The sequence below is a fragment of the Isoptericola sp. NPDC056578 genome (assembly GCF_042793275.1).
Taxonomy (GTDB): domain Bacteria; phylum Actinomycetota; class Actinomycetes; order Actinomycetales; family Cellulomonadaceae; genus Isoptericola.
This window is the reverse complement of the sequence record NZ_JBHTVC010000028.1, coordinates 1-22,701: the sequence shown is the minus strand read 5'-3', so window position 1 is coordinate 22,701 and position 22,701 is coordinate 1. Positions and strand designations below refer to the sequence as shown.

Genomic DNA, 22,701 nt, shown 5'->3' with positions numbered 1-22,701 from the left:
ACAGGCCGGTCACGAGCACGTCGGCAGGCCCGCGCCCTCCCCCGCGCCGATCGCCTCGATCGCCGTCCGCGCGTCCTCGAGGGTGGCCACCCGGACCACCTGCAGCCCGTCCGGGACGTGCCCGACGACCTCGTCGCAGTTGCCCGCCGGGGCGAGGAACCAGTCCGCACCGGCGTCGACCGCGCCGAAGAGCTTCTGCTGGATGCCGCCGATCGGCCCGACGAGACCGTCGACGCTCATCGTGCCCGTGCCCGCCACGTGGGCGCCGTCCAGCTCGTCGTCGGGCGTCATCTTCGTGATGATCGCCAGCGCGAACATCGTGCCGGCGCTCGGCCCACCGATGTCGCCCGGCCGGATGGTCACGTCGACCGGATAGTCGTACGTCGGGTCGAGGAGCACGCCGAGCGCCGCGCGCCCGTCCCCCTCCGACGTCGTCACCGTGAGGTCCTCCGCCTCGCCGTCGCGCTCGACGCCCAGCGTCACGTCGTCGCCCGCCGGCACGTCGTCGAGAGCGGCGAGCAGGTCCTGGTGCGTCGTGACCTCCTGCCCGTCGATGCTGCGCACCACGTCCCCCGGCTCGACGACGCCGTCGGCGCCGGAGTCGGGCACCGTGCCGGCCACCGTGAGCGTCGCGGGCACCTCGTACCCCAGCTCCGTCAGCGCCGCCACGGTCGCGGCCGACTCCGACCCCGCCATCTGCGCCTGACCGACCTCCTGCTGCTGCTCCCGCGTGGTCTGCTGCGGGAAGATCGCCTCGACCGGCTGCACCGAGCGCTCGCGCGATCCCCAGCCCCAGAGCACGTCCCCCAGCAGGACGTCGCCGCCCGGCCCGCCGTACACCGACACGGTGGTGAGACGCAGCTCGCCCGTGACGTCGTAGGTCTTCGCGCCCTCGATCTCCACGACCGGCTTCGCGGTGGCGCTCTTGCCCCCGCTCGACGTCTCGCCCGCGCCGCCCTGCACGTCCGCGCCCTGCAGCCCGAGCGTGTCCTCGGTCGGCCCCGGCGCACGGATCGCGTAGGGCGTCGGGAGCACCAGGAGGACGGCGGCGAGGAGCGCCGTCACCAGCAGGGAGACGCCGAGCGTCACGCTGCGTCGCGACGCGCGCGAGGCGGGGAGCGTGTCCTCGTCGGGCGACGACGGGTCGTCGGGCGCGAGGATGTCGCGGTCGAAGGTCACCGGCACATCATCGCCGACGTTCCTGGACGTGGCGCCCGCTCACCAGCTCGGTCACCAGCCCGGTCACCGGCCCGCCCCTCAGGGTCTCCGGGAGATCTGCGCCCAGAGCGAACCGCCGGAACTCCACGGCCCGGCCGGACGTCGTCGGTGGTTACGGTGAACCAGTCGGAAGACGGCCGCCGTCGTCCGACGTCCCTCCACCGCACAGCCGAGGAGCCCCGCGCATGAGCAACCTTCCCGACGACCCCGAGGGTGCCGAGGAGCGCGAGCGCATGCTGCGCTCGATGCTGGAGGGCTTCTTCGGGGACCGCACCGACGAGGTCCTCGCCCAGATGCGCGCGCAGGGCATCGACCCGGCCGCGCTCGCGGGCATGCCCGGCGCCGGCACGCCCGACCCGGCGACCATGCAGCACGTCCTGGCCCAGGTGCAGCGGCTCCTGTCCGCGTCCGGGGACGGCCCGGTGAACACCGACGTCGCCCACGACATCGCCCGGCAGGTCGCCGTCGCCGAGGGCGACCCGTCGCTCACGGGCGGCCAGGCGAAGGCCGCGACCGACGCGCTCGGGGTCGCGGAGCTGTGGCTCGACGCGGTGACCGACCTGCCGCCCGCCGGCGGCCGCGCGCACGCGTGGAGCCGGTCGGAGTGGGTGGAGGCCACGCTGCCCGCCTGGCACCGCCTGGTGGCGCCGGTCGCGACGTCCGTCGCCGACGCCCTCGCCACCGTGCTGCGCGACCAGCTCCCCGGGGACCTCGGCGACACCGACGCGCTGGGCGTGCCGGGTCTCGCGGGGCTGCCTGCCGGCGCCCTGGGCGGCGAGCTCGGCGGCGGGTTCGATCCCGCGCAGATGATGCGCCGCCTCGGGTCGGCCGTGTTCGGCATGCAGGTGGGGCAGGCCGCCGGCACCCTGTCGCGGGAGGTGTTCGGCGCCACCGACGTCGGCGTCCCGCTGCTGTCCGAGCCCGCCACCGTGCTGCTGCCGACCAACGTCACCGCGTTCGCCGACGGGCTCGACGCGCCGCTGGAGGAGGTGCGCCACTTCCTCGCGCTGCGCGAGGCCGCGCACGCCCGGCTGTTCACGCACGTCCCCTGGCTCACGGCGCACCTGCACGGCCTCGTCGAGCAGTACGCGCGCGGCATCACCATCGACCTGGACGTGCTCGAGCAGCAGGTGCGCGAGATCGACCCCAGCGACCCCGAGGCGCTGCGCGGCGCCCTGACCGGCGGCGTCTTCGGGCTGCAGCACACCCCCGAGCAGGAGGCCACCCTGCTGCGCCTCGAGACCGCGCTGGCGCTCGTCGAGGGCTGGGTCACCGAGGTCGCGGCCACCGCGGCGCTCCCCCACCTGCCGCACACCTACCCGCTGCGCGAGATGATCCGGCGCCGCCGTGCGGCCGGCGGGCCCGCGGAGCACACCTTCGCCACGCTGGTCGGGCTCGAGCTGCGCCCGCGGCGCTCCCGCGACGCCACCGCACTCTTCGCACACGTCCTCGCCGAGGGCGGCCCCCAGGCGCGCGACGCCGTCTGGGAGCACCCCGACCTGCTGCCCGGCACCGCGGACCTCGACGACCCCGCCGGCTACTTCACGCGACGCCAGGAGCAGGCGGAGGAACAGTCCGACGTCGACGCCGCGCTGGCGCAGATCCTGGACGCGGCGGACCGCTCGGGGAAGGACGACGGCACCGGCGACGGGGACACGCCCTCGTCCTGACCCGGCCCGTCGCCTCGGCCCGCGCCGCCGACACCGGCCGGCTCAGCCGGCGGGCTTGTCGTCGGCCGGGCCGGGCGACGCTCCGCCGTCGTCCTGGACGAACGAGACGCCCTCGAGGAACCCGCGCGCCCGGTCCGTGCGCGGGTAGGCCTCGAGGAGCTGCCAGAACGCGGGGCCGTGCCCTGCGTGCAGCAGGTGCGCCAGCTCGTGCAGCAGCACGTAGTCGAGCACCCACTCGGGCATCCCCTGCACGCGCGTGGAGATCCGGATCGAGCCGTCGACCAGCGTGCACGACCCCCAGCGCCGGCCCTGGTGGGGGGACCAGGCCACGCTCGTCGGGTGGGCACGACCGTCCAGGTACCGCTCGGAGAGCTCCTTGGCGCGCTCGACGAGCTGGGCGTCGGACGGGCGCCGACGCCGCTCCTTGTCCTCGAGCCGCGCGAGCATCTTCGCCACCCACTCGCGCTCCTGGGCACGCGAGAAGCGCGCGGGAATGGCCACGACGGTACGCTCCCCGTCGCGGTACGCGCTGACCGTGGCGGTCCGCCGACGGCTGCGCCGGACCTCCACCGACGTCATCATCGTGTCGTGGGCCACGGCACGACGGTACCGGGGAATCGTGAACTTTGTGTGTCAGAACTCACGAACCGGGCGCCCCGGGAATCCGCCCGAGGGACCTGTGGACGACGCCCCGACCGTCCCTGACCCGCGTGCCAGGGTGGCCGCATGGCAGACGCCGACGACCTGACCGCCGCGACGGGTCACCTCCTCACGCTGCGCCCGGCGACCCCCGTCCTCGACCACGGCGACGGCGAGGTCCAGCTCGGCACGGACCCCCGCTGGAGCCTCGTCCTGTCCGGCCTGGACGACCACGAGGCGCGATGGCTGCGCGACGCCGGGACACGGCGGCACCGCTCCCTGGATCGTGGCGCCCGGCAGTGGGGCGTGAGCCCCGAGCGTCAGGAGCGGATCGAGCGCGTGCTGGCCGACGGCGGGTTCCTCGTCCGCACCGCCACGGACCGGCCGGCCGCGGTCGCCGATGCCGCGCCGCCCTGGACGCCGGACGCCACCGTGCTGGGTGCCCTGCGCCCCGACGGCGCCGGCGCGGCCACGCTCGCCCGCCGCGACGCCGGCGTCGTCGGGGTGCGGGGCCTCGGCCGGACCGGCACGGCCCTGGCCGGCCTCCTCGCCGGTGCAAGCGTCGGCGCCCTCGTGCTCGACGACCGCGACCCCGTCCAGGTGGGCGACCTCGGGCTCGGCGGCCACGGACCCGGCGACGTCGGCCGTCCGCGGGAGCAGTCCGCCGCCGCGCGGCTCGCGTCCGCCCACCCGCGGCTCCGGGTCGGCAGCGCACTGGCGGTCGCGGAGACGGGCGGGCCACGCCTGCCGGACGCCGTCGTGGTGGTGGAAGCGCACGCCGCGCGCGCGGAGCGCTACGAGCGGCTGCTCGGGGCCGGGGTCCCCCACCTCCCCGTGGTGGTGCGGGAGGCCGACGTCGTCGTCGGACCGTTCGTGCTGCCGGGCCGTTCGCCGTGCGTGGGGTGCTGCGACCGTCACGCCGCCGACGCGGACCGGGGGTGGCCGTTCGTCGCGGCGGACCTCGCGCTCCGCCCGGCCGACGACGTCGCCCACGAGACCATGCTCGCGGCGACGGCCGCCGCGCTGGCGGCCGGGCAGGTGCTCGCGCTGCTCGACGGCGCGACGCCCGCGACCGTGGGGCGGCGTCTGGAGGTCGCGCTGCCCGAGGCGGTGCCGCGCGTGCGGGACGTCGCGCCGCACCCGGCGTGCGGGTGCGTCCGGCTGCCGACCCGGCTGCCGGCCCGGCTGCCGACATGAGGACAGGCCCCCGGCGAGACGGCGAAGAGCCGGCCGCACGTGATGCGGGCGCGCTCTCCGGGGTCTCGCCGGAGGCCTGTCGTGGGTCCTGCCTGTTCAGCACGCCGGGCATCCCGGGCGCACTGCGCGGTCATGCTGCGACGGTCTCCGACTTCCGGGGCCGGCCGCGACCGCGCTTGCGGGCCACGACCTTGCCGTCGACGAAGACCTCACCACCCCAGACGCCCCAGGGCTCCTGCCGCTCGAGGGCACCGGCGAGGCAGCCGGCCTGCAGCGGGCAGCCGCGGCACAGCGCCTTGGCCTCCTCGACCTGGGTGGTGTGCTCGGCGAACCAGAGCTCCGGGTCGTTGGTACGGCACGGCAGCAGCGCCGCGAACTGGCGGTCGAGCTCGGCCACCTCGGCCGGGCTCTGGGTGAGGGGTTGATGCGGGGTCCAAGGGCCGTTTCCGCCCTGGGGGATCGTGTCGAGCAGCCGCTCGTCCAACAGCTGTGCGAGGCGCACGAGTTCCTCCGTCAGGTCCTGGGTATTGATGTGAACGTCGGTGTTCAGGACCTGCGGGTGGACCTCTGGAGTCAGAGGTCCGGCTCGAACGACCTGGTGAGGTCTTCTTCCCTGAGCGGAAAGACGAAGGCCGCGGGTCCCGGGGGGACTCCGCGGCCTGGATCCGGTTCTAGACCGGATGTCTCCAGGAGGCGGAGTCGGGTGCGATGTGGAGATCGGCGTTGCCTGCTCCGTGCTGACGCGCGCGGAACGGACGGACGGCGTCGAGCTCGCCACGGGCAGACGTGTACCCGGGCGCGCCAGCAGACGCGGTCGCCATCACGATCTGAGTCATCGTGTCCATCTTGTGCACCCACCTCCTCACTGCTCTCGGACCTCCGCCTCTCGGCAGACGCCACTCCGTCTGGGACTCTCCGAGCATAGACGGCCTCGCCCAGGCCGCCACATCTTTTTTCGAGATTTCTTCGACGAGTTTTTTCGGGCACCCGTTCAGGGCCCCGAGGACGCCGCCGCCTCCAGCGGCCCGATGACCACCAGGTCGCCCAGGCAGCCCTCCACCGCGGCTGCCACACCCGCGTCGTCGAGGCCGTCCGGGACCGCCCGGACCTGCAGCCCGCCGTCGCCGCGGCTCGCGTCGAACCCCTCGCCGACGAGGCAGTCCACCTGGACCTGCTGCAGGTCCTGCACCTCGGCCCTGGTGATCAGCCCGTCCTCGAGGATCTCCGTGCCGCGGTCGGTCGTGACCCTCTCGAGGGCCTCGGTGAAACCCGCGGGCAGGTCGTGCGCGGCGTGGCCGCCGGCCCCGGCGGCCCCGGGGGATCCGCCGTGCTCACCGTGTCCGCCGCTGCGCGGGCCGTTGCCGTCGCCGGGGCCGGTGCCGCCGGCGGAGCAGGCCGCCAGCAGGACGGCGAGGACGAGGCCGGCGCCCGCGGCCGGCGCCCTGCGGGCGCGGCGACCGGCTGGGGCGGTGGGGCGGGAACGCCCGGGCGGGACCATGGAGGACACCTCTCGTCGGGGACGGACCTCGACAATCTGGCACTCCGGCGGTCGGCCCGACAAGAGTCTTCGTCAGGTCCGCTCACAAATACGGGTTTTGCCGTACGTGCTCAGCCGGCCTGCTCCGCCACGATGGCGAGGATCGTCTGCCCGTAGCGGTCGATCTTCGCCGGGCCGACGCCGTTCACGCGCGCGAGCTGCGCCACGGACGTCGGCTTGAGCTCCGCGATGGCGGCCAGCGTGGCGTCGCCCAGCACCGTGAACGCCGGCTTGTCCGTCTCGCGGGCCACCGACAGCCGCCACTCGCGCAGCGCGTCGAACAGGGCGACGTCGTGCTCCCCGGTGAGCTGCTGGCGCGCCTGGCCGCGCACCGCACGTCCGCGGCCCCGCCGGTCCGAGGGGTCGTCCGGCCACAGCCCGTCGAGGAAGCGGGTGCGCTTGCGCGTGGCCCGGCCGCCCGGGTTGCGGGACCGCGCGAAGGACAGCTCCAGGTGCTCGCGGGCGCGGGTGATCCCCACGTAGAGGAGGCGGCGCTCCTCCGCGACCGCCTCGTCCGTCTCCGCCAGCGAGATCGGCATGAGGCCCTCGCTCACCCCCGCGAGGAAGACGGCGTCCCACTCGAGACCCTTCGCCGCGTGCAGCGAGGCCAGCGTGACGCCCTCGACCGTGGGCGCGTGCTGCGCCGAGGCCCGCTCCTCCAGCTCGCCGACCAGGGTCGCCATCGTGGCCGGCGCGTCCTCGGGCGCCGCGGCCGCGACGTCGTCGGCCAGCCCGACGAGCGCCTGCATCGCCTCCCACCGCTCGCGGGCGGCGCCCCGGGCGGCAGGCGGCTGCTCGGTCCACCCGGCGGTGACGAGCACGTCGCGCACCTGCTCGGGCATGGGCTGGTCCGGGTCGGCGGACCGCGCCGCGCCGCGCAGCAGGACGATCGCGTCGCGCACCTCCTTGCGCTGGAAGAACCGCTCGCCCCCGCGGACGAGATAGCTGATCCCGGCGTCCGCGAGCGCCGACTCGAACGCCGCCGACTGCGCGTTGGTGCGGTAGAGCACCGCGATCTCGCTGGGCCGCACGCCCGACGCGATCAGCCGACCCGCCCGGGCGGCGATGCCCGAGGCCTCCGCGTCGTCGTCGTCGTACGCCGTGAAGCTCGCGGGCGGGCCCGCGGGGCGCTGCGCCACCAGCTCCAGCGCCCCGGGGACCCGGCCGCGGCGCAGCACCTGGTTCGCGAGGTGCACGACCTGCGGCGTGGACCGGTAGTCGCGGACCAGCCGCACCACCTGGGCGTCGGAGTAGGTCCGCGTGAAGTCGAGCAGGTAGTGCGGGGTCGCGCCCGTGAAGGAGTAGATGGTCTGCGACGGGTCGCCCACGACGCACAGCTCCTTGCGGTCGCCCAGCCACTGGTCGAGCAGGAACTGCTGCAGCGGCGAGACGTCCTGGTACTCGTCGACGACGAAGTGGCGGTACTGCGAGCGGACCTCGTCGGCCACCTGCCGGTGGGAGTTGAGCATGTCGGCGAGCATGAGCAGGACGTCCTCGAAGTCGATGACGCCGCGCTCGGTCTTGACGTCCTCGTACGCGGTGATGAGGCGCGCGACCGTCTGGTGGTCGTAGCCCGAGGGCGCGGGCCGGTCGTCGACGAGGGCCGCCTTCACGTAGTCCTCCGCCGTGACGAGCGACACCTTGGCCCACTCGACCTCGGACGACAGGTCGCGCACGGCGACCCGGTCGACGCTGACGCCGACACGGCGCGCGGCCTCCGCGACGGCGGAGGCCTTGTGCTCGAGGATCCGCGGCGGTGCGCCGCCGACGACGCGCGGCCAGAAGTAGCCGAGCTGGCGCAGCGCGGCCGCGTGGAACGTGCGCGCCTGCACGCCGACCACGCCCAGGTCACGCAGCCGGGTGCGCATCTCCCCCGCCGCGCGGGCGGTGAACGTCACCGCGAGCACCGACGTCGGCTTGTAGGTGCCGGTGCGCACGCCGTAGGCGATGCGGTGCGTGATCGCCCGCGTCTTGCCCGTACCCGCACCGGCGAGCACGCACACCGGCCCGGTGAGGGCCAGCGCCACGTCCCGCTGCTCGGGGTCGAGGGCGTCGAGGATCGCGTCGGGATGAAGCGGGGCGCTCGGGGAGTTGGTGGTGGTCGACATCGTCTGCGATTCTCGCAGCCGTCGCCGACACCCCGCTCCCGTCGTCCCCAGCCACCGTCACAGGAGGATCCCGATGACCGTCGTCACGCCGCAGCTCCCCGCCCCGGGCACCGTCACCATGTACTCGACCGCGTGGTGCGGGTACTGCCGGCGGCTGCGCACCCAGCTCGACTCCGAGGGCATCGGGTACACGGTGATCGACATCGAGGAGCAGCCGGGGACGGCCGCGTTCGTGGAGCAGGTCAACGGCGGCAACCAGACCGTCCCGACCGTCGTCTTCCCCGACGGCACCGCGGCGACGAACCCGTCGCTGCTCGACGTGAAGGCACGCCTGACCGCCTGACGGGACCGGTCGGCCGACCGGTCAGCCGGGCAGCTCCTCCCCGTACCACTCCTCCACGAGGGCACGGGCGATCGAGGGCCGCCCCGGCAGGCCCACCTCGCCGGCACGGACCCCCGCGGCGAGCTCGTCGCGGGTGAACCAGCGCGCCGCTGTCACCTCGGCGCCGTCCACCTCGACGTCCGTCGCCACGGCGCGCGCGCGGAAGCCGAGCATGAGCGACGCCGGGAACGGCCACGGCTGGCTGCCGCGGTAGACGACGTCGCCGGGCGCGTCGCCGATCACGACCGACGTCTCCTCGGCGACCTCGCGGCGCACCGCCTGCTCCAGCCCCTCCCCCGGCTCGACGTAGCCGGCGAGCGTGGAGTACCGGCCCTCCGGCCAGTGCGCGGCGTGCCCCAGCAGCAGCCGGTCCTCGTCGTCGACCACCGCCATGATCACCGCCGGGTCGGTGCGCGGGTACACCTCGACGTCCTGCACCGGGCACCGCCGCACCCAGCCCGCCTGCTCGACGACGGTCGGCTCGCCGCACCGCGGGCAGCGCTCGTGCGACGCGTGCCACGCGGCGAGGGCCACGGCCTCCGCGGCGAGCGCGTCGCCGCGACGTCCGCCCACCTCGCGCAGCCCCGCCCAGGCGTGCTCGCGCGCCAGCCGCGACGCGGGCGCGGCCGGGGAGACGCCCTCGATCCCGACCGCGTCGGCGTCGGCCTCGTCGGGCAGCACGAGGGCGAGCAGCCCCGCACCGTCCTCCTCGCCGAGGAACAGCCACCGGTGCCCGGGCACGTGCGCGTCGGGGCGGTCGGCCCGCTCGGGCTCGGCCGGGAGGCCGTCCGCCTCCGCCGCACCGACCAGGAGCAGGTCTCCCGCGGCGTCGACGGCGACGCGGCCGCGCAGCACCAGCACGACGCGGGTCGTGGGGTCGGCCAGCAGGCGCGGGAGCAGCCCCGGGTCGGCGCGGCGCTCGGCCGCCCGGTCGTGGGTGGCGTGCGTGTAGGAGAGGTCGGGGATCGCGAAGGGGGCCGTCACGCCTCGACCGTACCCGCGGCGGCGGCCCTCGGGTGCCCGCCCTGACGACGGGCGCGCGCCGGGCGGGACGGCGCGCGGGACGTCGGCGGACACGCGCGCGGCGGTGCTCCCGGGCGGGACCCGGCACCGTCTACGGTGGGCGGGTGCCACGCAGTCCGCTCGCCCTCGCCGCCCTCGCGACGGCCGCCGTCCCGGGCCTCGACGCCCGCTCGGTCCGCCCCGAGGAGCTCCCGGGCGACTACGACGTCGCCGTCGTCACCGCCGACGACGGCGTCGACTGGCTCGTGCGCGCCCCCCGCACCACGATGGCCGGGGCCGCCCTCGAGGCCGAGACCGAGCTTCTCGACGCGCTGCACCTGTACGTGGACGCCGGCGTGCTGCCCTTCACCGTCCCGCAGGTGGCCGGCTTCGCCCTGCTGCCCGAGGGTGGGCGCGCCGTCGTGCACCGGCACGTGACCGGCACGGCCCTCGACCTCGAGGCCCTGCGCCCCGGGCCCGGCCTCGCCGCCGACCTCGGCCGCACCCTCGCCGCGGTGCACGAGCTGCCCGCGTCCGTGGTCGAGTCGTGCGGCCTGCCGTCGTACACCGCGGCCGAGTACCGCGAGCGCCGCCTGGTCGAGCTCGACGAGGCGGCCGCGACCGGCAAGGTGCCGCCCACCCTGCTGCGCCGTTGGGAGGCCGCCCTGGAGGACGTCGCCCTGTGGCGCTTCCAGCCCGTCGTCGTGCACGGGGACCTCGCCACCGACCAGATGCTCGTCACGGGCGGACGGGTCACCGCGATCAGCGGCTGGTCCGACGCCCGCGTGGCCGACCCGGCCGACGACCTCGCCTGGCTCCTCGTCGCCGCCCCGCCGGACGCGGTGGACTCGATCATGGAGGCCTACCAGCTGCGCCGCACCGAGCTGCACGACGCGCGCCTCGTGGACCGCGCGCTGCTCGTGGGCGAGCTCGCGCTGGCCCGCTGGCTGCTGCACGGCGTCCGCCGCGGGCTCGACGACGTCGTCGCCGACGCCGAGGCGATGCTGGCCGACCTGGACGAGGCCACCCGCGAGGACGCCCCCGCCTGACCAGGGCGAGGGGGCGGTCTCGCAGCCGCCGGTCTCACAGCCCTTCGACCCGGCCTGCGAGGTCGGCGAAACCCCGGGCTCACGGCTTCGGGAGGTACCGAAACACGACCTCAACGTCGTGGCGACGTGGCCACAACCTGCGACGACGAGACTCGGCGGCACACCAGCGCCTCCACTCCCGCCGAAGGGTCCGCCATGTCGTACGTGATGCCGCAGGACTTCGTCTCGCAGATGATCGCCACCGGCGAGAAGAAGCTGTTCATGTCCACCCGGGACACCCTCATCCGCTCGTTCATGGGCGGGGCCATCCTCGCGCTGGCCGCCGCGATGGCGGTGACCATCTCGACGAACACCGGGAACCCGCTGCTGGGTGCGGCCTTCTTCCCGATCGGCTTCATCATGCTGTACCTGATGGGCTTCGACCTGCTCACCGGCGTCTTCACGCTGGTGCCGTTCGCGGTCATCGCCCGCCGCCCCGGCGCCACCTGGGCCGGCATGTGGCGCAACTGGGGCCTCGTGTTCTGCGGCAACTTCGCCGGCGCGTTCACGGTGGCCGTGCTCATGGCGATCACCTTCACCTACGGGTTCTCCACACCGCCCAACGAGATCGGGCAGGCCCTCGGGCACATCGGCGAGGGGCGCACCGTCGGGTACGCCGACCACGGTGCGGCCGGCATGCTCACGCTGTTCGTCCGCGGCGTGCTGTGCAACTGGATGGTCTCCACCGGCGTCGTCGCCTTCCTCATGTCGAAGGACACGATCAGCAAGGCCGTCGTGATGTGGATGCCGGTGTTCCTGTTCTTCTACATGGGCTTCGAGCACTCCGTCGTGAACATGTTCCTGTTCCCGTCCGGCCTGCTGCTCGGCGGTGACTTCACCGTCATGGACTACCTCGTGTGGAACGAGATCCCGACCGTGCTCGGCAACCTCGTCGGCGGCCTGACCTTCGTCGGCCTGCCGCTCTACCTCACGCACTACCGCACCCGGCCCGAGCGCCGTCGTCCCGCGCCGGCCGAGCCCGTCGCCGAGGACCGCGTGGCCGCGCCGGTCGGCTGACCCGCCGCACCACGTCGACGCCAGACCTCCCTCCGACCGAAGGACACCCGTGGACCCGATCATGACCAAGGCCGCCGCGGCCGAGCAGGTCGTCACCGCCCGCCTCCGCTCCGGCCTCACCTGGCAGGAGATCGCCGACAAGGTCGGCGCACCGGTCGTCTGGACGACGGCCGCGCTGCTCGGCAACCACCCGATGAGCGCGGAGCAGGCGTCCGCGGCCTGCACGCTGCTCGGCCTGGGCGAGGACGTCGCCGAGGCCATGCGGCTGCAGCCGTACCGGGTGCGCGACGAGGCGGTGCTCACCGACCCGACCATCTACCGGTTCACCGAGGCGCTGGCCGTGTACGGGCCGGCGCTCAAGGAGCTCATCCACGAGGAGTTCGGCGACGGCATCATGTCGGCGATCAACTTCCAGGTCGACATCGCCCGCCGCGCCCACCCGGACGGCGACCGCGTGGTGGTGACCCTCGACGGGAAGTTCCTCGACTACCGCTGGTGAGGCCTACCGCTGGTGCGGCTCGCCCCGCACCAGCGCCTCCAGCTCGGCCTCGTCCAGCAGTCGGCGCGGGCGCACGGTGGTACCGCTCGCGACGTAGACGAACGCGGCGGACACCTTGTCGAGCGGCAGCCCGGTGTACCGGGACCACGCGAGCCGGTAGACGGCGAGCTGCACCTCGCGGGCGGAGCGGGCGCCCGCGTCGCGCGGCTCGTGCCCGGTCTTCCAGTCCACGACGACGACCGCCGGCGCCTCGCCCTCGGCGGGGGGCGGGGCGTCGTCGTCGGGGAACACGGCGTCGATCCGGCTGCGCAGCATGACGCCGCCCACCGGCGTCTCGACGTCGACCTCGACCGCGAGCGGGGTGCGGGACGCCCACGCGGACTCCGTGAAGCGCTGCCGCAACGTCTCCAGGTCGACGTCGGGCGCGATCTCGCCGTCCTCGGCGCCGGGCAGGTCGTCGACGTCGACCAGCGACGACGACGTGAAGAACCGCTCCACCCACTCGTGGAAGTGCGTGCCGCGGCGGGCGTGCACGGTGGGCTCCTGCGGCACCGGACGGCGCAGCTGGAGCGCGAACCCGGCGCGGTCGCCGGCGAGCCGGACCAGGCCCGACGCCGACACGTGCGCCGGCAGCTCCACCTCGCGCGACCCCCGCTCCCCCCGCTCCGTGAGCAGCGTGCGGGCCAGCAGCACCAGGTCGCGGCCCGCCGCGTCGCGCAGCACACCGGTCGCGGCGCCGCCCTCCGGCCTCGCGGGGTCCCTGCGCGCACGGTCGGCGCGCGCCGCCTCGACCCGGGCTGCCGACGCCCGCAGGACGTCGCGCGGCGTCGGGGCCTCGCCCGGCCCGGTGTCGGTCCCGGGCTCGGGGTCGTCCGCGCGTCCGGCCCCCGCGGACTGCTCGGGCGGGGGCCACGGCGCGGCGTGCTCGACGTCGTCACGGGGGTTGCCCGCCGCCGGGTCGGGCTGCTCGGCCCAGCCGCCCGCGTCGACCACCCCGCCCTCCACGAGCTCCGCGAGGAAGGGCGAGACGCGGCGCGGCGTGCTGCCCGTGCCCCACCAGTGCGCCGTGAGGAACAGCTCCCGGCGGGCGCGCGTGAACGCGACGTAGGCCAGGCGGCGCTCCTCGGCGAGGCGGTGCGCGCCGCTGTCCGCGCGGAACCGGTCGCGCCGGGCGGCGAGGTCCTTGGTGTCGGCGGCCTCCGCCCAGGTGAACTCGGGCAGGTCGGGCGCGTCGCCGCGCAGGTGGTACGGCAGCGCGGAGACGTCGGTGAGCCACCCGCTGTCCAGCCGCCCCTGCGCCGACTCCGCCTGGCTGGGGAACACGCCGTCGACCAGCCCGGGCACCGCCACCACGTCCCACTCCAGCCCCTTCGCGGCGTGCGCGGTGATGACCTGCACGGCGTCGGGGTCGGGCTCGCGGACGGGCATGTCGAGGCCGCGCTCCTGGTCGCCCGCGACGCCGAGCCACGCGAGGAACGCGCCCAGCGTCGCGACGTCGGCCGACTGCGCGAAGCTCGCGGCGACGTCGCGGAACGCGTCGAGGTGCTCCCGGCCGCGCAGGCTCACGCCGGCGGCAGCACCGCCTCCGGGGCCGGTGGCCGGGGTGAGCGTGTCCGCGAGCACCTGCGCCGTGGCGACCTCGACGTCGAGGCCGAGCGCGCGCTCGGCCACCACCACGAGCTCCGGCAGCGAGAGGTACGTGAGGCCCCGCAGCTCGCGCAGCAGCCGGGCCAGCGCCGTCAGCCGGCCGTGGCCCGCGGCGGACAGCACGCGACCGTCGCGGGCGGGGCGGCCCGGGGCCGGCAGGTCGTCCAGCGCGTCGACGATCGAGCGGTGGTCCACGACGTCGCCCTCGACGACGACGGGGGCGTCGCCGTCCTCCTCCGGGCCCTCGCCCGGCGCGGCCGCACGGTCGCCCGGTCGGACGCCGTCGGCGCGGGCCACGTCCGACGCCCACGAGCCGAGGGCGTGCAGGTCGGAGGCACCGAGGTTGACCCGGGGACCCGTGAGCAGCCGCAGCAGCGAGTCGCCGCGCGAGGGGTCGTGCACCGCCTCGAGCAGCGCGACCACGTCCACCACCTCCGGCGTGGACAGCAGCCCGCCCAGGCCCACGACCTCCACCGGCAGCCCGCGGCGCCGCAGCGCCACCTCGACGGCGGCGAACTGCGACCGCGCCCGGCACAGCACGGCGGCCGTCACCCGGTCGGAGCCGTCCCGGCGGGTCGCGCGGTGCCAGCGCGCCGCGACGAACTCCGCGGCCGCCTCCGCCTCCTCCTCGCTCGTCGCGGCGACGTGCGCGCGCACGACGCCCGTGCCCGCGCCGGGGCGCAGGTCGAGCGGCGGCACGTCCACGCCGGTGCCGGTGTGCCGTGCGCGCTCGCGCAGCGGGGCCGCGGCGACGTTCGCGGCCGCCAGCACGGCCGCGTCGTTGCGCCACGACGTGCTGAGGTAGCGCACGGCCGCCGGCGCGCCGGCGCGCGTCCGGAACCGCTCGCCGAAGCGGGCCAGCCCCGACGCCGAAGCGCCCCGCCAGCCGTAGATCGACTGGTGCGGGTCGCCCACCGCGGTCACGGCGTGCCCGCCGCCGAACAGCCCGGCGAGCAGCTCCACCTGCGCGTACGACGTGTCCTGGTACTCGTCGAGCAGCACCACGGGGAAGCGGGAGCGCTCCGTCGCGCCGACCGCCGGGACCGACCTGGCGAGCTCGGCGGCGAACGCGATCTGGTCGCCGAAGTCCAGCGAGTCCGCGACCCGCTTGCGGCGGCGGTACTCCGCGACGAGGTCGAGCAGGCGGGCCCGCTCCGCGACCGAGTCGATCAGCCCCTGGACCTCCTTGGTCCGCTTCTTCTGCCGGGGGCCGAGCGGCAGCGCGTCGAGGCGGGCGACGACGTCGGCCAGCGCGTCGCGCGCCTCGTCCACGGGGAGCAGGTGCTCGCCGAGCTCGCCCGACAGCGCCAGCACCGCGCCGACGACCGTGCTCACCGCCTTGTCGGTGCCGAGGTCGTCGGCCCACGACTCGACGACCTGCGCCGCGAGCTGCCACTGGTTCGCCTCGCCCAGCAGCCGGGAGCCGGGTTCGATGCCGAGCCGCAGCCCGTGGTCGGCGACCAGCGCGGCCGCGTACGCGTTGTAGGTCGCGACCGTGGGCCGGGCGAGCAGGTCCAGGCCCGACGTCGCGCGCCCCTGCGCCCGGGCGAGCTGCGCGAGGCGGGACTGCACGCGCTGGGTGAGCTCGGCCGCCGCCTTGCGCGTGAAGGTCAGCCCGAGCACCTCCTCGGGGGCGACCAGCTCGTTGGCGATCAGCCACACCACGCGTGCCGCCATCGTCTCCGTCTTGCCCGACCCGGCCCCGGCCACCACGAGCACGGGCTCGAGCGGCGCCTCGATGACGGCGACCTGCTCGTCCGTGGGCGACGGCCGCCCGAGCAGCTCGGCGATGTCGCGGGCGGACAGCCGCGGCTCCGCGGGCGCGGGGCGCGCCGTCGCGCCGGGGCCGCCGTCGGCCGCCGGGCCGCCCACCAGCGCGGAGTCGCCGAAGAGCGCCGCGTCGTCGAACAGGACCGCGTCCGGCGAGGCCGGGCCGACGCCGGCGAGCTCGGGGAACCCGAGGTCGGCCTCGCGGCCGGGCTCGCCGAGCGCGGCCCACGTCTCGTCCGCGAACGCGGCGGCGAGGTCGTCGCGGCCGCCGTGGGGACGGTCGTCCCCGGGCTCCGGCGTGGCAGCGCCGTCGGTGCCGGTGGTGCCGTCGCCGGTCACTCGATCACGTTCCTTCCCTCGGGCTGCACGGGGCACGACCGGCGCACGGGGCACATGGGGCACAGGTCGTTCTCGTGCGCCGTGAAGCGGCCCGCCGCCATCGTGTCGGCGGCGCTCTCCACCAGCGCCCGCGCCCAGCTCGACCCGTCCTCGCCGACCTGCAGCGCGGGCTGGTCGCGCAGCGTCGGCGCCACGGTCGGCGTCCCGACGTACACGAGCCGAGCGCCCGCGCTGGGCGTGCCCGGCGGGAGGTCGAGCGCGCCCTCGGACACCGCGAGCTGGTACGCGCCGAGCTGCGGGTGCTCGGTGGCCTTCGCGCGGGCGGGCGCGCTGCGGCCGGTCTTGAGGTCGGCCACGGTCACGCCCTCGTCGCCCGCGTCCTCGACGCGGTCGATCTTGCCGCGCAGGCGCGCACGGCCCACGGTCAGCTCGAACGCCGGCTCCACCAGCAACGGGTCGCCCGCCTCCGTGTAGTAGGCGGCGAGGCGCTCGATCATCTGCTCGGCGCGGCGGCGCAGCTGGCGCGACGGCCAGCCGTCGGGGAGCGCGAGCTCGGGCCAGCGGCGGTCGAGCTCGGCGCGCAGCTCGGACAGCGACGCCTTCGGCAGGTCCTCCGCGATCGCGTGGACCAGCGTGCCGAGCGTCTGGTGCGTGGCGTCGGGTGCCGTGGCGCCCGCCGACTCGAACGCCCACTTCAGGGCGCACGTGCTCACCGTCTCCACCTTGGACGGCGAGACCGTCACCACGTCGTGGGGCCCCCACAGCGGCACGTCGCTGGACGTCGCGGCCACGCCGTACCAGGTGCGCGGGTCGGCCTCCGCGATCCCCGCGTCGGCCAGGTCGGCGAGCAGGGCGGCGGCGACGCCGACCGGGCCGTCGTCGTCCCCGTGCCCGGCCGCCCTGACGAGGGTCGCGCGCACCTCGGCGACCACGCCGCGCAGGTCGAGCGGCGGGCCGACGGTCACCCGCCGCGGGTCCGGCCCCTCGGCCCCCGCACGGTCGCCGTCGGGCGGTTCCACGAGGTCGAGGAACACGGACGGCGCGTCCTCGGCGTCCTCCACGGCCGTCACGACCAGCCGGCGCCGTGCCCGCGACGTGGCGACCGCGAACGCCCGGAGCTCGTCCGCCAGCACCTGGCGCCGAGCCTCCGGGCCCATGCCGTGCGCGTCGTCCGAGCGCCCGGCGAGCAGCTCCACCAGCGCCTGCGACCCCAGCAGCGAGTCACGCAGCCGCAGGTCGGGCCACACGCCGTCCTGCACGCCCACCACGACGACCACGTCCCACTCGCGTCCTGCCGCACCGGCCGGGGTGAGCGCCTCGACCGCGTGCGCGCCCACCGCGGACGCCGCGAGCGAGTCGGCGGGCAGGTCCTGCGACGCGAGGTAGTCCACGAACGCCGCGACGGGGGCGCCGGGCATGCGGTCCACGTACGTCTCGGCCGCACGGAACAGCGCGAGGACGGCGTCGAGGTCGCGGTCGGCGCGCGCCCCGGCGGGTCCGCCCGCGAGCGCCGCGTCCCGCCACCGGTCGGCGAGCCCGGTGGCCGCCCACACCGCCCACAGCACGGTCTGCGCGGTGGCGCCCGGCTCGGCGGCCGCGGCCCTCCCCGCGGCCAGCACGCGCGCGACGGCGACGGGGCCGCGCCGCACCGGCGTCGGCAGGGTCTCCGCGCGCGCCGGGTCGGCCAGCACCTCCACCAGCAGCGCGTCCGACGACCGCCCGCCCCCGCCCGACAGCTCCTCCGCCCGCAGGGCGCGGCGCAGGCGCCGCAGCGCCACGGCGTCGAGACCGCCCACCGGCGAGGTGAGCAGCAGCGCCGCCGTCTCGGCGTCGAGGGCGGAGCCCGCGCCGGGCCCGGGTTCCCCGAGCTCGTCCGCGATCAGCCGGTCGACGCCGCCGCCGGCCGCGCACACGCGCAGCGCCGCCAGGAGGGGTGCCGCGGCGGGCTCGTCGCGCAGCGGGAGGTCCGAGCCGAGCAGCGCCACGGGCACCGACGCGGCGACCAGGTCGCGGCGCAGCGAGGCCAGCCGGTCACCGCTGCGCGCCACGACCGCCATCCGCTCCCACGGCGTGCCGTGCAGCAGGTGCTCGGCGCGCAGCTCGCGCGCCACGAACGCGGCCTCCTGTGCCGGCCCGGCGAGCACCGCGACCTGCACGCCCGACGGTTCCGCGCCAGCGGGTTCCTCCCCCGCCGTCCTGTCCGACGACGTCCCGTCCGACGACGGCGCGGCGTCGGAGCCGTGACCGGTGGCTCCGTTCTCTGCGTCCTCGCCGTCCTCCACCGGGCGGACGCCCGGCCGCGGACCGGCGCCGCGGTGCAGCGCGCCGGAGACGGTCGCGATGCGCGACGTCACGGCCCGCGTCACCGCGCGCAGCCCCTCCGGCTGCCGCCAGGCCGTGCCCAGCACGACGGTGCGCGCGTCGAACGCCCCCACGACGCCGGCGCGCGCGGGGGCCGCAGCGCGCCCGACCAGTCCGGGGGACGCGCCGCGGAAGCCCTGCACCGCGGAGTCCGGGTCGGCCAGCAGCACGAGCCGCGCGCCCGCGTCGTGCAGCACGTGCAGCAGCCGTGCCGTGGCGACCGTGGCCTCCTGGTAGTCGTCCACGACGACGAGGTCCCACGACGGCCTCGGCACGTCCGGCAGCTCGTCGTCCCAGCCCGCGAGGGCGTGCGCCGCCTCGTCGATCACGCCGGCCGGGTCGTACCGGGCACCCGCGTCCGGGGTGCCGAGGCGCAGCGTCGTGACGTCCAGGTACTCCTCGTAGAGCTGCGCGGCGAGCACCCACTCGGGCCGGTCGTGCCGGCGGCCGAGCTCGTCGAGGTCCACGGGCCCCAGCCCGCGCTCCGCCGCACGCATCAGGAGGTCGCGCAGCTCCTGGCGCAGCCCGCGCAGTCCGAGCGACTCCTCCGGCAGCCCCGGCGGGAGCACGAGGTCGGTGCCCTCTCCCGACAGGTGCCCCTCGAGCAGCTCCGCCAGCACCAGGTCCTGCTCCGGCCCGGAGACCAGCGTGGGCGCCGCGTCGCCGTGCGCGGCTGCCCGCGCCCGCAGCACCGCGAACGCCGCGGACGCGGGCGTGCGCACCATCGGGGCCCCCACGGTGCGCCCCGCGCGCGCGGTCACCTCGTCCCGCAGCCTCGCGGCCGACCGGCGCGACGCCGCGAGCACCAGCACGCGCGACGGGTCGACGCCCGGCGCGTCCCCCGGGCCGCGCATGGCCCGCACCGCCACCGTCGTCGCGACCGTCGTGCGCCCCGTGCCCGGGGCGCCGACCACGAGCGTGACGTCGCCCCCGAGGGCGGCCGCGACCGCGGCCTCCTGCGTCGCGTCGAGCACGACGTCGTCGCTCGCGACGCCGGCAGGCTCCGGCACCACGAGGCGCACGGCGGTGAGGGGTGCTGACGTCACGGGACCGATTCGACCATGCCCCACCGACAGCCCCACCGACAGCCCCAGCGACGGCCCCGGTCCCCGGCGCGCGACGCGCCGGTTTCACCCTCCGCTGACAAACGCGTCGCGGGCCCTTCCCCGCGCGCGGGCGTGGCTAGGATCGTGCAGACGTCCGGGGAACCGGGATCGACCGACGGCCGGGAGACGGCCGACAGACGCGCGCCGGCACGACCGGCGCGGCTCGCGAAGGAGACAACGTGGAGATCACGATCGGTGTGCAGAACCTGGCCCGCGAGCTGGTCGTCGAGACCGACCAGACGGCGGAGGAGGTGACCGCCGCGGTGCGCGGCGCCATCACCGACGGGGGGCTGCTCGAGCTCACCGACTCGCGGGGGCGCACCATCCTCGTGCCGACCGCCACGATCGGGTACGTCGAGGTGGGCGCCACCGAGCAGGCCAGGGTGGGCTTCGGCGCCCTCTGACGCCCGTCAGGCGGCGAGGCCCAGGCGGTCCATCCGGCGCGTGTGCTCGGCGGTGAGCCGCGAGACGAGCCACGCCTGCGTGGACGCGCCGCCGTCGTCGACGGCCTCCCGCGCGCGGGCGGCCAGCGCGGCCAGCGGCGGGTGCGCCGCGAGCAGCACGGGCACGAGGCCCAGCGCCTCGCCCACGACGCGCCGCCCCCACAGCGCCAGGCGGGCGGCGAGCACGCCGTCCGCCGCGGCGGCCCCCGCCAGCGCGGCGGTCGCGGGGTCGTCGGTGCGAGGCTCGCCCACGGCGGCCACGAAGTCCCCCGCACCGCCGGGCAGCCCGGCGGCGAGCTCGCGGCACAGGTCCTGCGCGACGCCGAGCCCCACGACGCTCTTGAGCAGCCCCTCCGCCCAGCCGGACGGGGGCGTGCGCGCGTCGAAGTCGGCGAGCACCCCGTCGAAGGGCGCCATCGCCGCGGCCGCGCCGTCGGCCCCGGGTGCGGCGGTGAGGGCGAGCAGCCGCTCCTGGCGGCCGAGCGACTCCCCCGCCGCCGTCGCCAGGGTCTGGCGGACGGCGAGGTCGGGCGCGTCCACCGACCGGGCCGAGAGCAGGCCGAACGCCGCCAGCTCCGTGTAGGCCGCGAGCCCCACGAGCGTCGTCAGGGCCGGGTCCGGGGTGCTCTGCTGCTGGCTCACGCGCCTCAGGATAGAGGCGACCGTCGACGTCACACCCCGACCGGGCGCCCGTCGCGTACCATGGACGTGTACTTCGGTTGCCCGGTCGTCACGCCATGGGTCTCAATCCACTGACTCGACCGCAGCGGCCCGGCGGGATCCCCGCCGAGCCTGAGCGACGTTCTTCCGCGATCGGCTGCCGACCACCTCGGCGCTCCTTGCGACCCGACGAGTGTGACCTGAACGGTGCGGCCCGTCGACGGACCCGGCCCGTTCGGGAGCCCCTCGGTTCGCGCGCGCCGACGAGCAGACGAAGGTACCCGTGACCACGACCGAACCCGCCGCCACCGCGGCCCCCACGGCTCCCGCCACCGGCGAGCCCGACTACTCCACCCCCGCAGCCATCCAGGCGCAGGACGTCTCCTTCGCCGACTTCGGCGTGCGCCCCGAGATCGTCGAGGCCCTGCGCGAGTCCGGCATCACCCACCCCTTCCCCATCCAGGCGATGACGCTGCCGGTGGCGCTCCAGGGGCACGACATCATCGGCCAGGCCAAGACCGGCACGGGCAAGACGCTCGGCTTCGGCGTCCCGCTGCTGCACCGCGTCGTCGCGCCCGGCGAGCCCGGCTACGACGAGCTGCCCGCCCCCGGCAAGCCGCAGGCGATCGTCGTGGCGCCGACCCGCGAGCTCGCGGTCCAGGTCGCCAACGACCTCGCCACCGCCTCGAAGAAGCGCTCCGTGCGCATCGCGCAGATCTACGGCGGTCGCGCGTACGAGCCGCAGATCGAGATGCTGAACAACGGCGTCGAGGTCGTCGTCGGCACGCCGGGCCGCATGGTCGACCTGCTCAACCAGGGCCACCTCAACCTCACCCGTGCGGCCACGGTCGTGCTGGACGAGGCCGACGAGATGCTCGACCTGGGCTTCCTGCCCGACGTCGAGAAGATCCTCGCCCGCACTCCCGCGGTGCGACACACGATGCTGTTCAGCGCGACGATGCCCGGTCCGGTCGTCTCGATGGCTCGCCGCTACATGTCGCAGCCCACGCACATCCGCGCGGCCGAGCCGGACGACGACGGCGCGACGGTGAAGAACACCCGCCAGGTGGTCTACCGCGCCCACGCGCTGGACAAGGTCGAGGTGCTGGCCCGCCTGCTGCAGGCCGAGGGCCGCGGGCGCACCATCGTCTTCGCCCGGACCAAGCGCACGGCGGCGAAGGTCTCCGACGAGCTGCGCGACCGCGGCTTCGCGGCCGGCGCCATCCACGGCGACCTGGGCCAGGGCGCCCGCGAGCAGGCGCTGCGCGCGTTCCGGCACGGCCACATCGACGTCCTCGTCGCGACGGACGTCGCGGCGCGCGGCATCGACGTCGACGACGTCACGCACGTCGTCAACTACCAGTGCCCCGAGGACGAGCGCACCTACCTGCACCGCATCGGCCGCACCGGTCGCGCGGGCAAGCAGGGCACCGCGGTGACGTTCGTCGACTGGGACGACGTGCCCCGCTGGCAGCTCATCGACCGCACGCTGAACCTCGGGTTCCCGGAGCCGGTCGAGACGTACTCGAGCTCGCCGCACCTCTTCTCCGACCTGAGCATCCCCGAGGGCACCAAGGGCCGGCTGCCCAAGAGCAAGCAGCAGCTGGGCGGCCTCGAGGCCGAGGAGCTCGAGGACCTCGGCGAGACGGGCAAGCGCACCAGCTCGTCCGGCCAGCGCGACGGCCACCGTGGCGGTCGTGACGGCGGTCGTGACGGCGGTCGCCGGGACGGCGGCTCGCGCGGCGGCCGAGGCGGCTCGCGCTCCGGCCAGGGCTCGCGCTCCGGCCAGGGCTCGGCCGACGGCGCCGGCGAGCGCGCCGAGGCCCCGGCGTCCGGTGCGGGCGAGCAGGGCGACGGCGAGCAGCGTCGCCGCCGCAACCGCAACCGTCGTCGTACCCGCGGCGGCCGCCCGGTCGAGGGCGGCTCGTCGGCCCCGCAGGCGCCGTCGGAGGGCTGACCCGCCAGCACGACCACAGGTACGCATCGAGCGTGCTGACTCGTTCCTCAGACGTCTCGCC

Annotated in this window: 17 protein-coding genes; 8 read left to right on the top strand and 9 right to left on the bottom strand. The window is 76.1% G+C overall.

What is annotated here, in order from left to right; translation table 11 throughout:
- Positions 1–9: 9 nt before the first annotated feature.
- A complete protein-coding gene (locus ACFQ80_RS12610; protein WP_430563884.1) occupies positions 10–1,179 on the bottom strand; it encodes a PDZ domain-containing protein in 1,170 nt (389 codons plus the stop codon).
- 224 nt (positions 1,180–1,403) lie between these two features.
- Between ACFQ80_RS12610 and ACFQ80_RS12605 the strand changes: the two genes are divergently transcribed.
- Positions 1,404–2,888, top strand: coding sequence for a zinc-dependent metalloprotease (locus ACFQ80_RS12605; protein WP_430549559.1), 1,485 nt, complete (start codon positions 1,404–1,406; stop codon positions 2,886–2,888).
- A gap of 42 nt (positions 2,889–2,930) precedes the next feature.
- On the opposite strand, the gene ACFQ80_RS12600 is transcribed toward ACFQ80_RS12605, so the two are convergent.
- Positions 2,931–3,470: a SprT-like domain-containing protein gene (locus ACFQ80_RS12600; protein WP_430549937.1), complete on the bottom strand. Its 540-nt coding sequence runs from the start codon at positions 3,468–3,470 to the stop codon at positions 2,931–2,933.
- Between the two features lie 144 nt (positions 3,471–3,614).
- Here ACFQ80_RS12600 and ACFQ80_RS12595 point away from each other — a divergent pair, with 144 nt between their 5' ends.
- On the top strand, positions 3,615–4,724 hold the full coding sequence (locus tag ACFQ80_RS12595; protein ID WP_430563883.1) for a ThiF family adenylyltransferase: 1,110 nt from the start codon (positions 3,615–3,617) through the stop codon (positions 4,722–4,724).
- Positions 4,725–4,854: 130 nt separating this feature from the next.
- Here the strand turns inward: ACFQ80_RS12595 and ACFQ80_RS12590 are convergent, their stop codons facing one another.
- The 3 genes from ACFQ80_RS12590 to ACFQ80_RS12580 form a co-directional block, all read right to left on the bottom strand.
- Positions 4,855–5,226, bottom strand: a complete 372-nt coding sequence (locus tag ACFQ80_RS12590; protein ID WP_429762635.1) for a WhiB family transcriptional regulator — start codon at positions 5,224–5,226, stop codon at positions 4,855–4,857.
- Positions 5,227–5,715: 489 nt separating this feature from the next.
- On the bottom strand, positions 5,716–6,222 hold the full coding sequence (locus ACFQ80_RS12585; RefSeq protein ID WP_430563882.1) for a hypothetical protein: 507 nt from the start codon (positions 6,220–6,222) through the stop codon (positions 5,716–5,718).
- A 110-nt stretch (positions 6,223–6,332) separates the two neighbouring features.
- Positions 6,333–8,369 carry an ATP-dependent DNA helicase UvrD2 gene (locus tag ACFQ80_RS12580; RefSeq protein ID WP_430563881.1) on the bottom strand — a complete coding sequence of 679 codons (2,037 nt, stop codon included), beginning with the start codon at positions 8,367–8,369 and terminating at the stop codon, positions 6,333–6,335.
- Positions 8,370–8,442: 73 nt separating this feature from the next.
- Between ACFQ80_RS12580 and ACFQ80_RS12575 the strand changes: the two genes are divergently transcribed.
- Complete coding sequence (locus tag ACFQ80_RS12575) at positions 8,443–8,712, top strand: mycoredoxin (protein WP_430549555.1); 270 nt, start codon at positions 8,443–8,445, stop codon at positions 8,710–8,712.
- Positions 8,713–8,733: 21 nt separating this feature from the next.
- Here ACFQ80_RS12575 and nudC read toward each other — a convergent pair whose 3' ends face one another.
- The gene (gene nudC, locus ACFQ80_RS12570) at positions 8,734–9,735 is read right to left on the bottom strand and encodes an NAD(+) diphosphatase (protein ID WP_430563880.1); all 1,002 of its coding nucleotides are present in this window, start codon (positions 9,733–9,735) and stop codon (positions 8,734–8,736) included.
- Between the two features lie 143 nt (positions 9,736–9,878).
- Between nudC and ACFQ80_RS12565 the strand changes: the two genes are divergently transcribed.
- The 3 genes from ACFQ80_RS12565 (at position 9,879) to cynS (ending at position 12,357) form a co-directional block, all read left to right on the top strand.
- Entirely contained in the window at positions 9,879–10,802 is a 924-nt protein-coding gene (locus ACFQ80_RS12565) for a macrolide 2'-phosphotransferase (RefSeq protein WP_430549553.1), read from the top strand.
- Positions 10,803–10,997: 195 nt separating this feature from the next.
- Positions 10,998–11,858, top strand: coding sequence for a formate/nitrite transporter family protein (locus tag ACFQ80_RS12560; protein WP_430549552.1), 861 nt, complete (start codon positions 10,998–11,000; stop codon positions 11,856–11,858).
- A gap of 49 nt (positions 11,859–11,907) precedes the next feature.
- Positions 11,908–12,357 (top strand): cyanase, encoded by a 450-nt coding sequence (gene cynS / locus ACFQ80_RS12555; RefSeq protein WP_430563879.1) that lies wholly within the window; start codon positions 11,908–11,910, stop codon positions 12,355–12,357.
- Between the two features lie 3 nt (positions 12,358–12,360).
- Here the strand turns inward: cynS and ACFQ80_RS12550 are convergent, their stop codons facing one another.
- On the bottom strand, positions 12,361–16,113 hold the full coding sequence (locus ACFQ80_RS12550) for a UvrD-helicase domain-containing protein (protein ID WP_430563878.1): 3,753 nt from the start codon (positions 16,111–16,113) through the stop codon (positions 12,361–12,363).
- Entirely contained in the window at positions 16,110–19,520 is a 3,411-nt protein-coding gene (locus ACFQ80_RS12545; RefSeq protein WP_430563877.1) for a PD-(D/E)XK nuclease family protein, read from the bottom strand. The genes ACFQ80_RS12550 and ACFQ80_RS12545 overlap by 4 nt, the downstream gene beginning before the upstream one ends.
- Positions 19,521–19,759: 239 nt before the next feature.
- Between ACFQ80_RS12545 and ACFQ80_RS12540 the strand changes: the two genes are divergently transcribed.
- A complete protein-coding gene (locus ACFQ80_RS12540; RefSeq protein WP_430549548.1) occupies positions 19,760–19,984 on the top strand; it encodes a DUF3107 domain-containing protein in 225 nt (74 codons plus the stop codon).
- Positions 19,985–19,990: 6 nt separating this feature from the next.
- Here ACFQ80_RS12540 and ACFQ80_RS12535 read toward each other — a convergent pair whose 3' ends face one another.
- Positions 19,991–20,665 (bottom strand): ferritin-like fold-containing protein, encoded by a 675-nt coding sequence (locus ACFQ80_RS12535; RefSeq protein ID WP_430549547.1) that lies wholly within the window; start codon positions 20,663–20,665, stop codon positions 19,991–19,993.
- A gap of 301 nt (positions 20,666–20,966) precedes the next feature.
- On the opposite strand from ACFQ80_RS12535, the gene ACFQ80_RS12530 reads away from it, so the two are divergent.
- Entirely contained in the window at positions 20,967–22,640 is a 1,674-nt protein-coding gene (locus ACFQ80_RS12530; RefSeq protein ID WP_430549546.1) for a DEAD/DEAH box helicase, read from the top strand.
- Positions 22,641–22,701 lie beyond the last annotated feature (61 nt).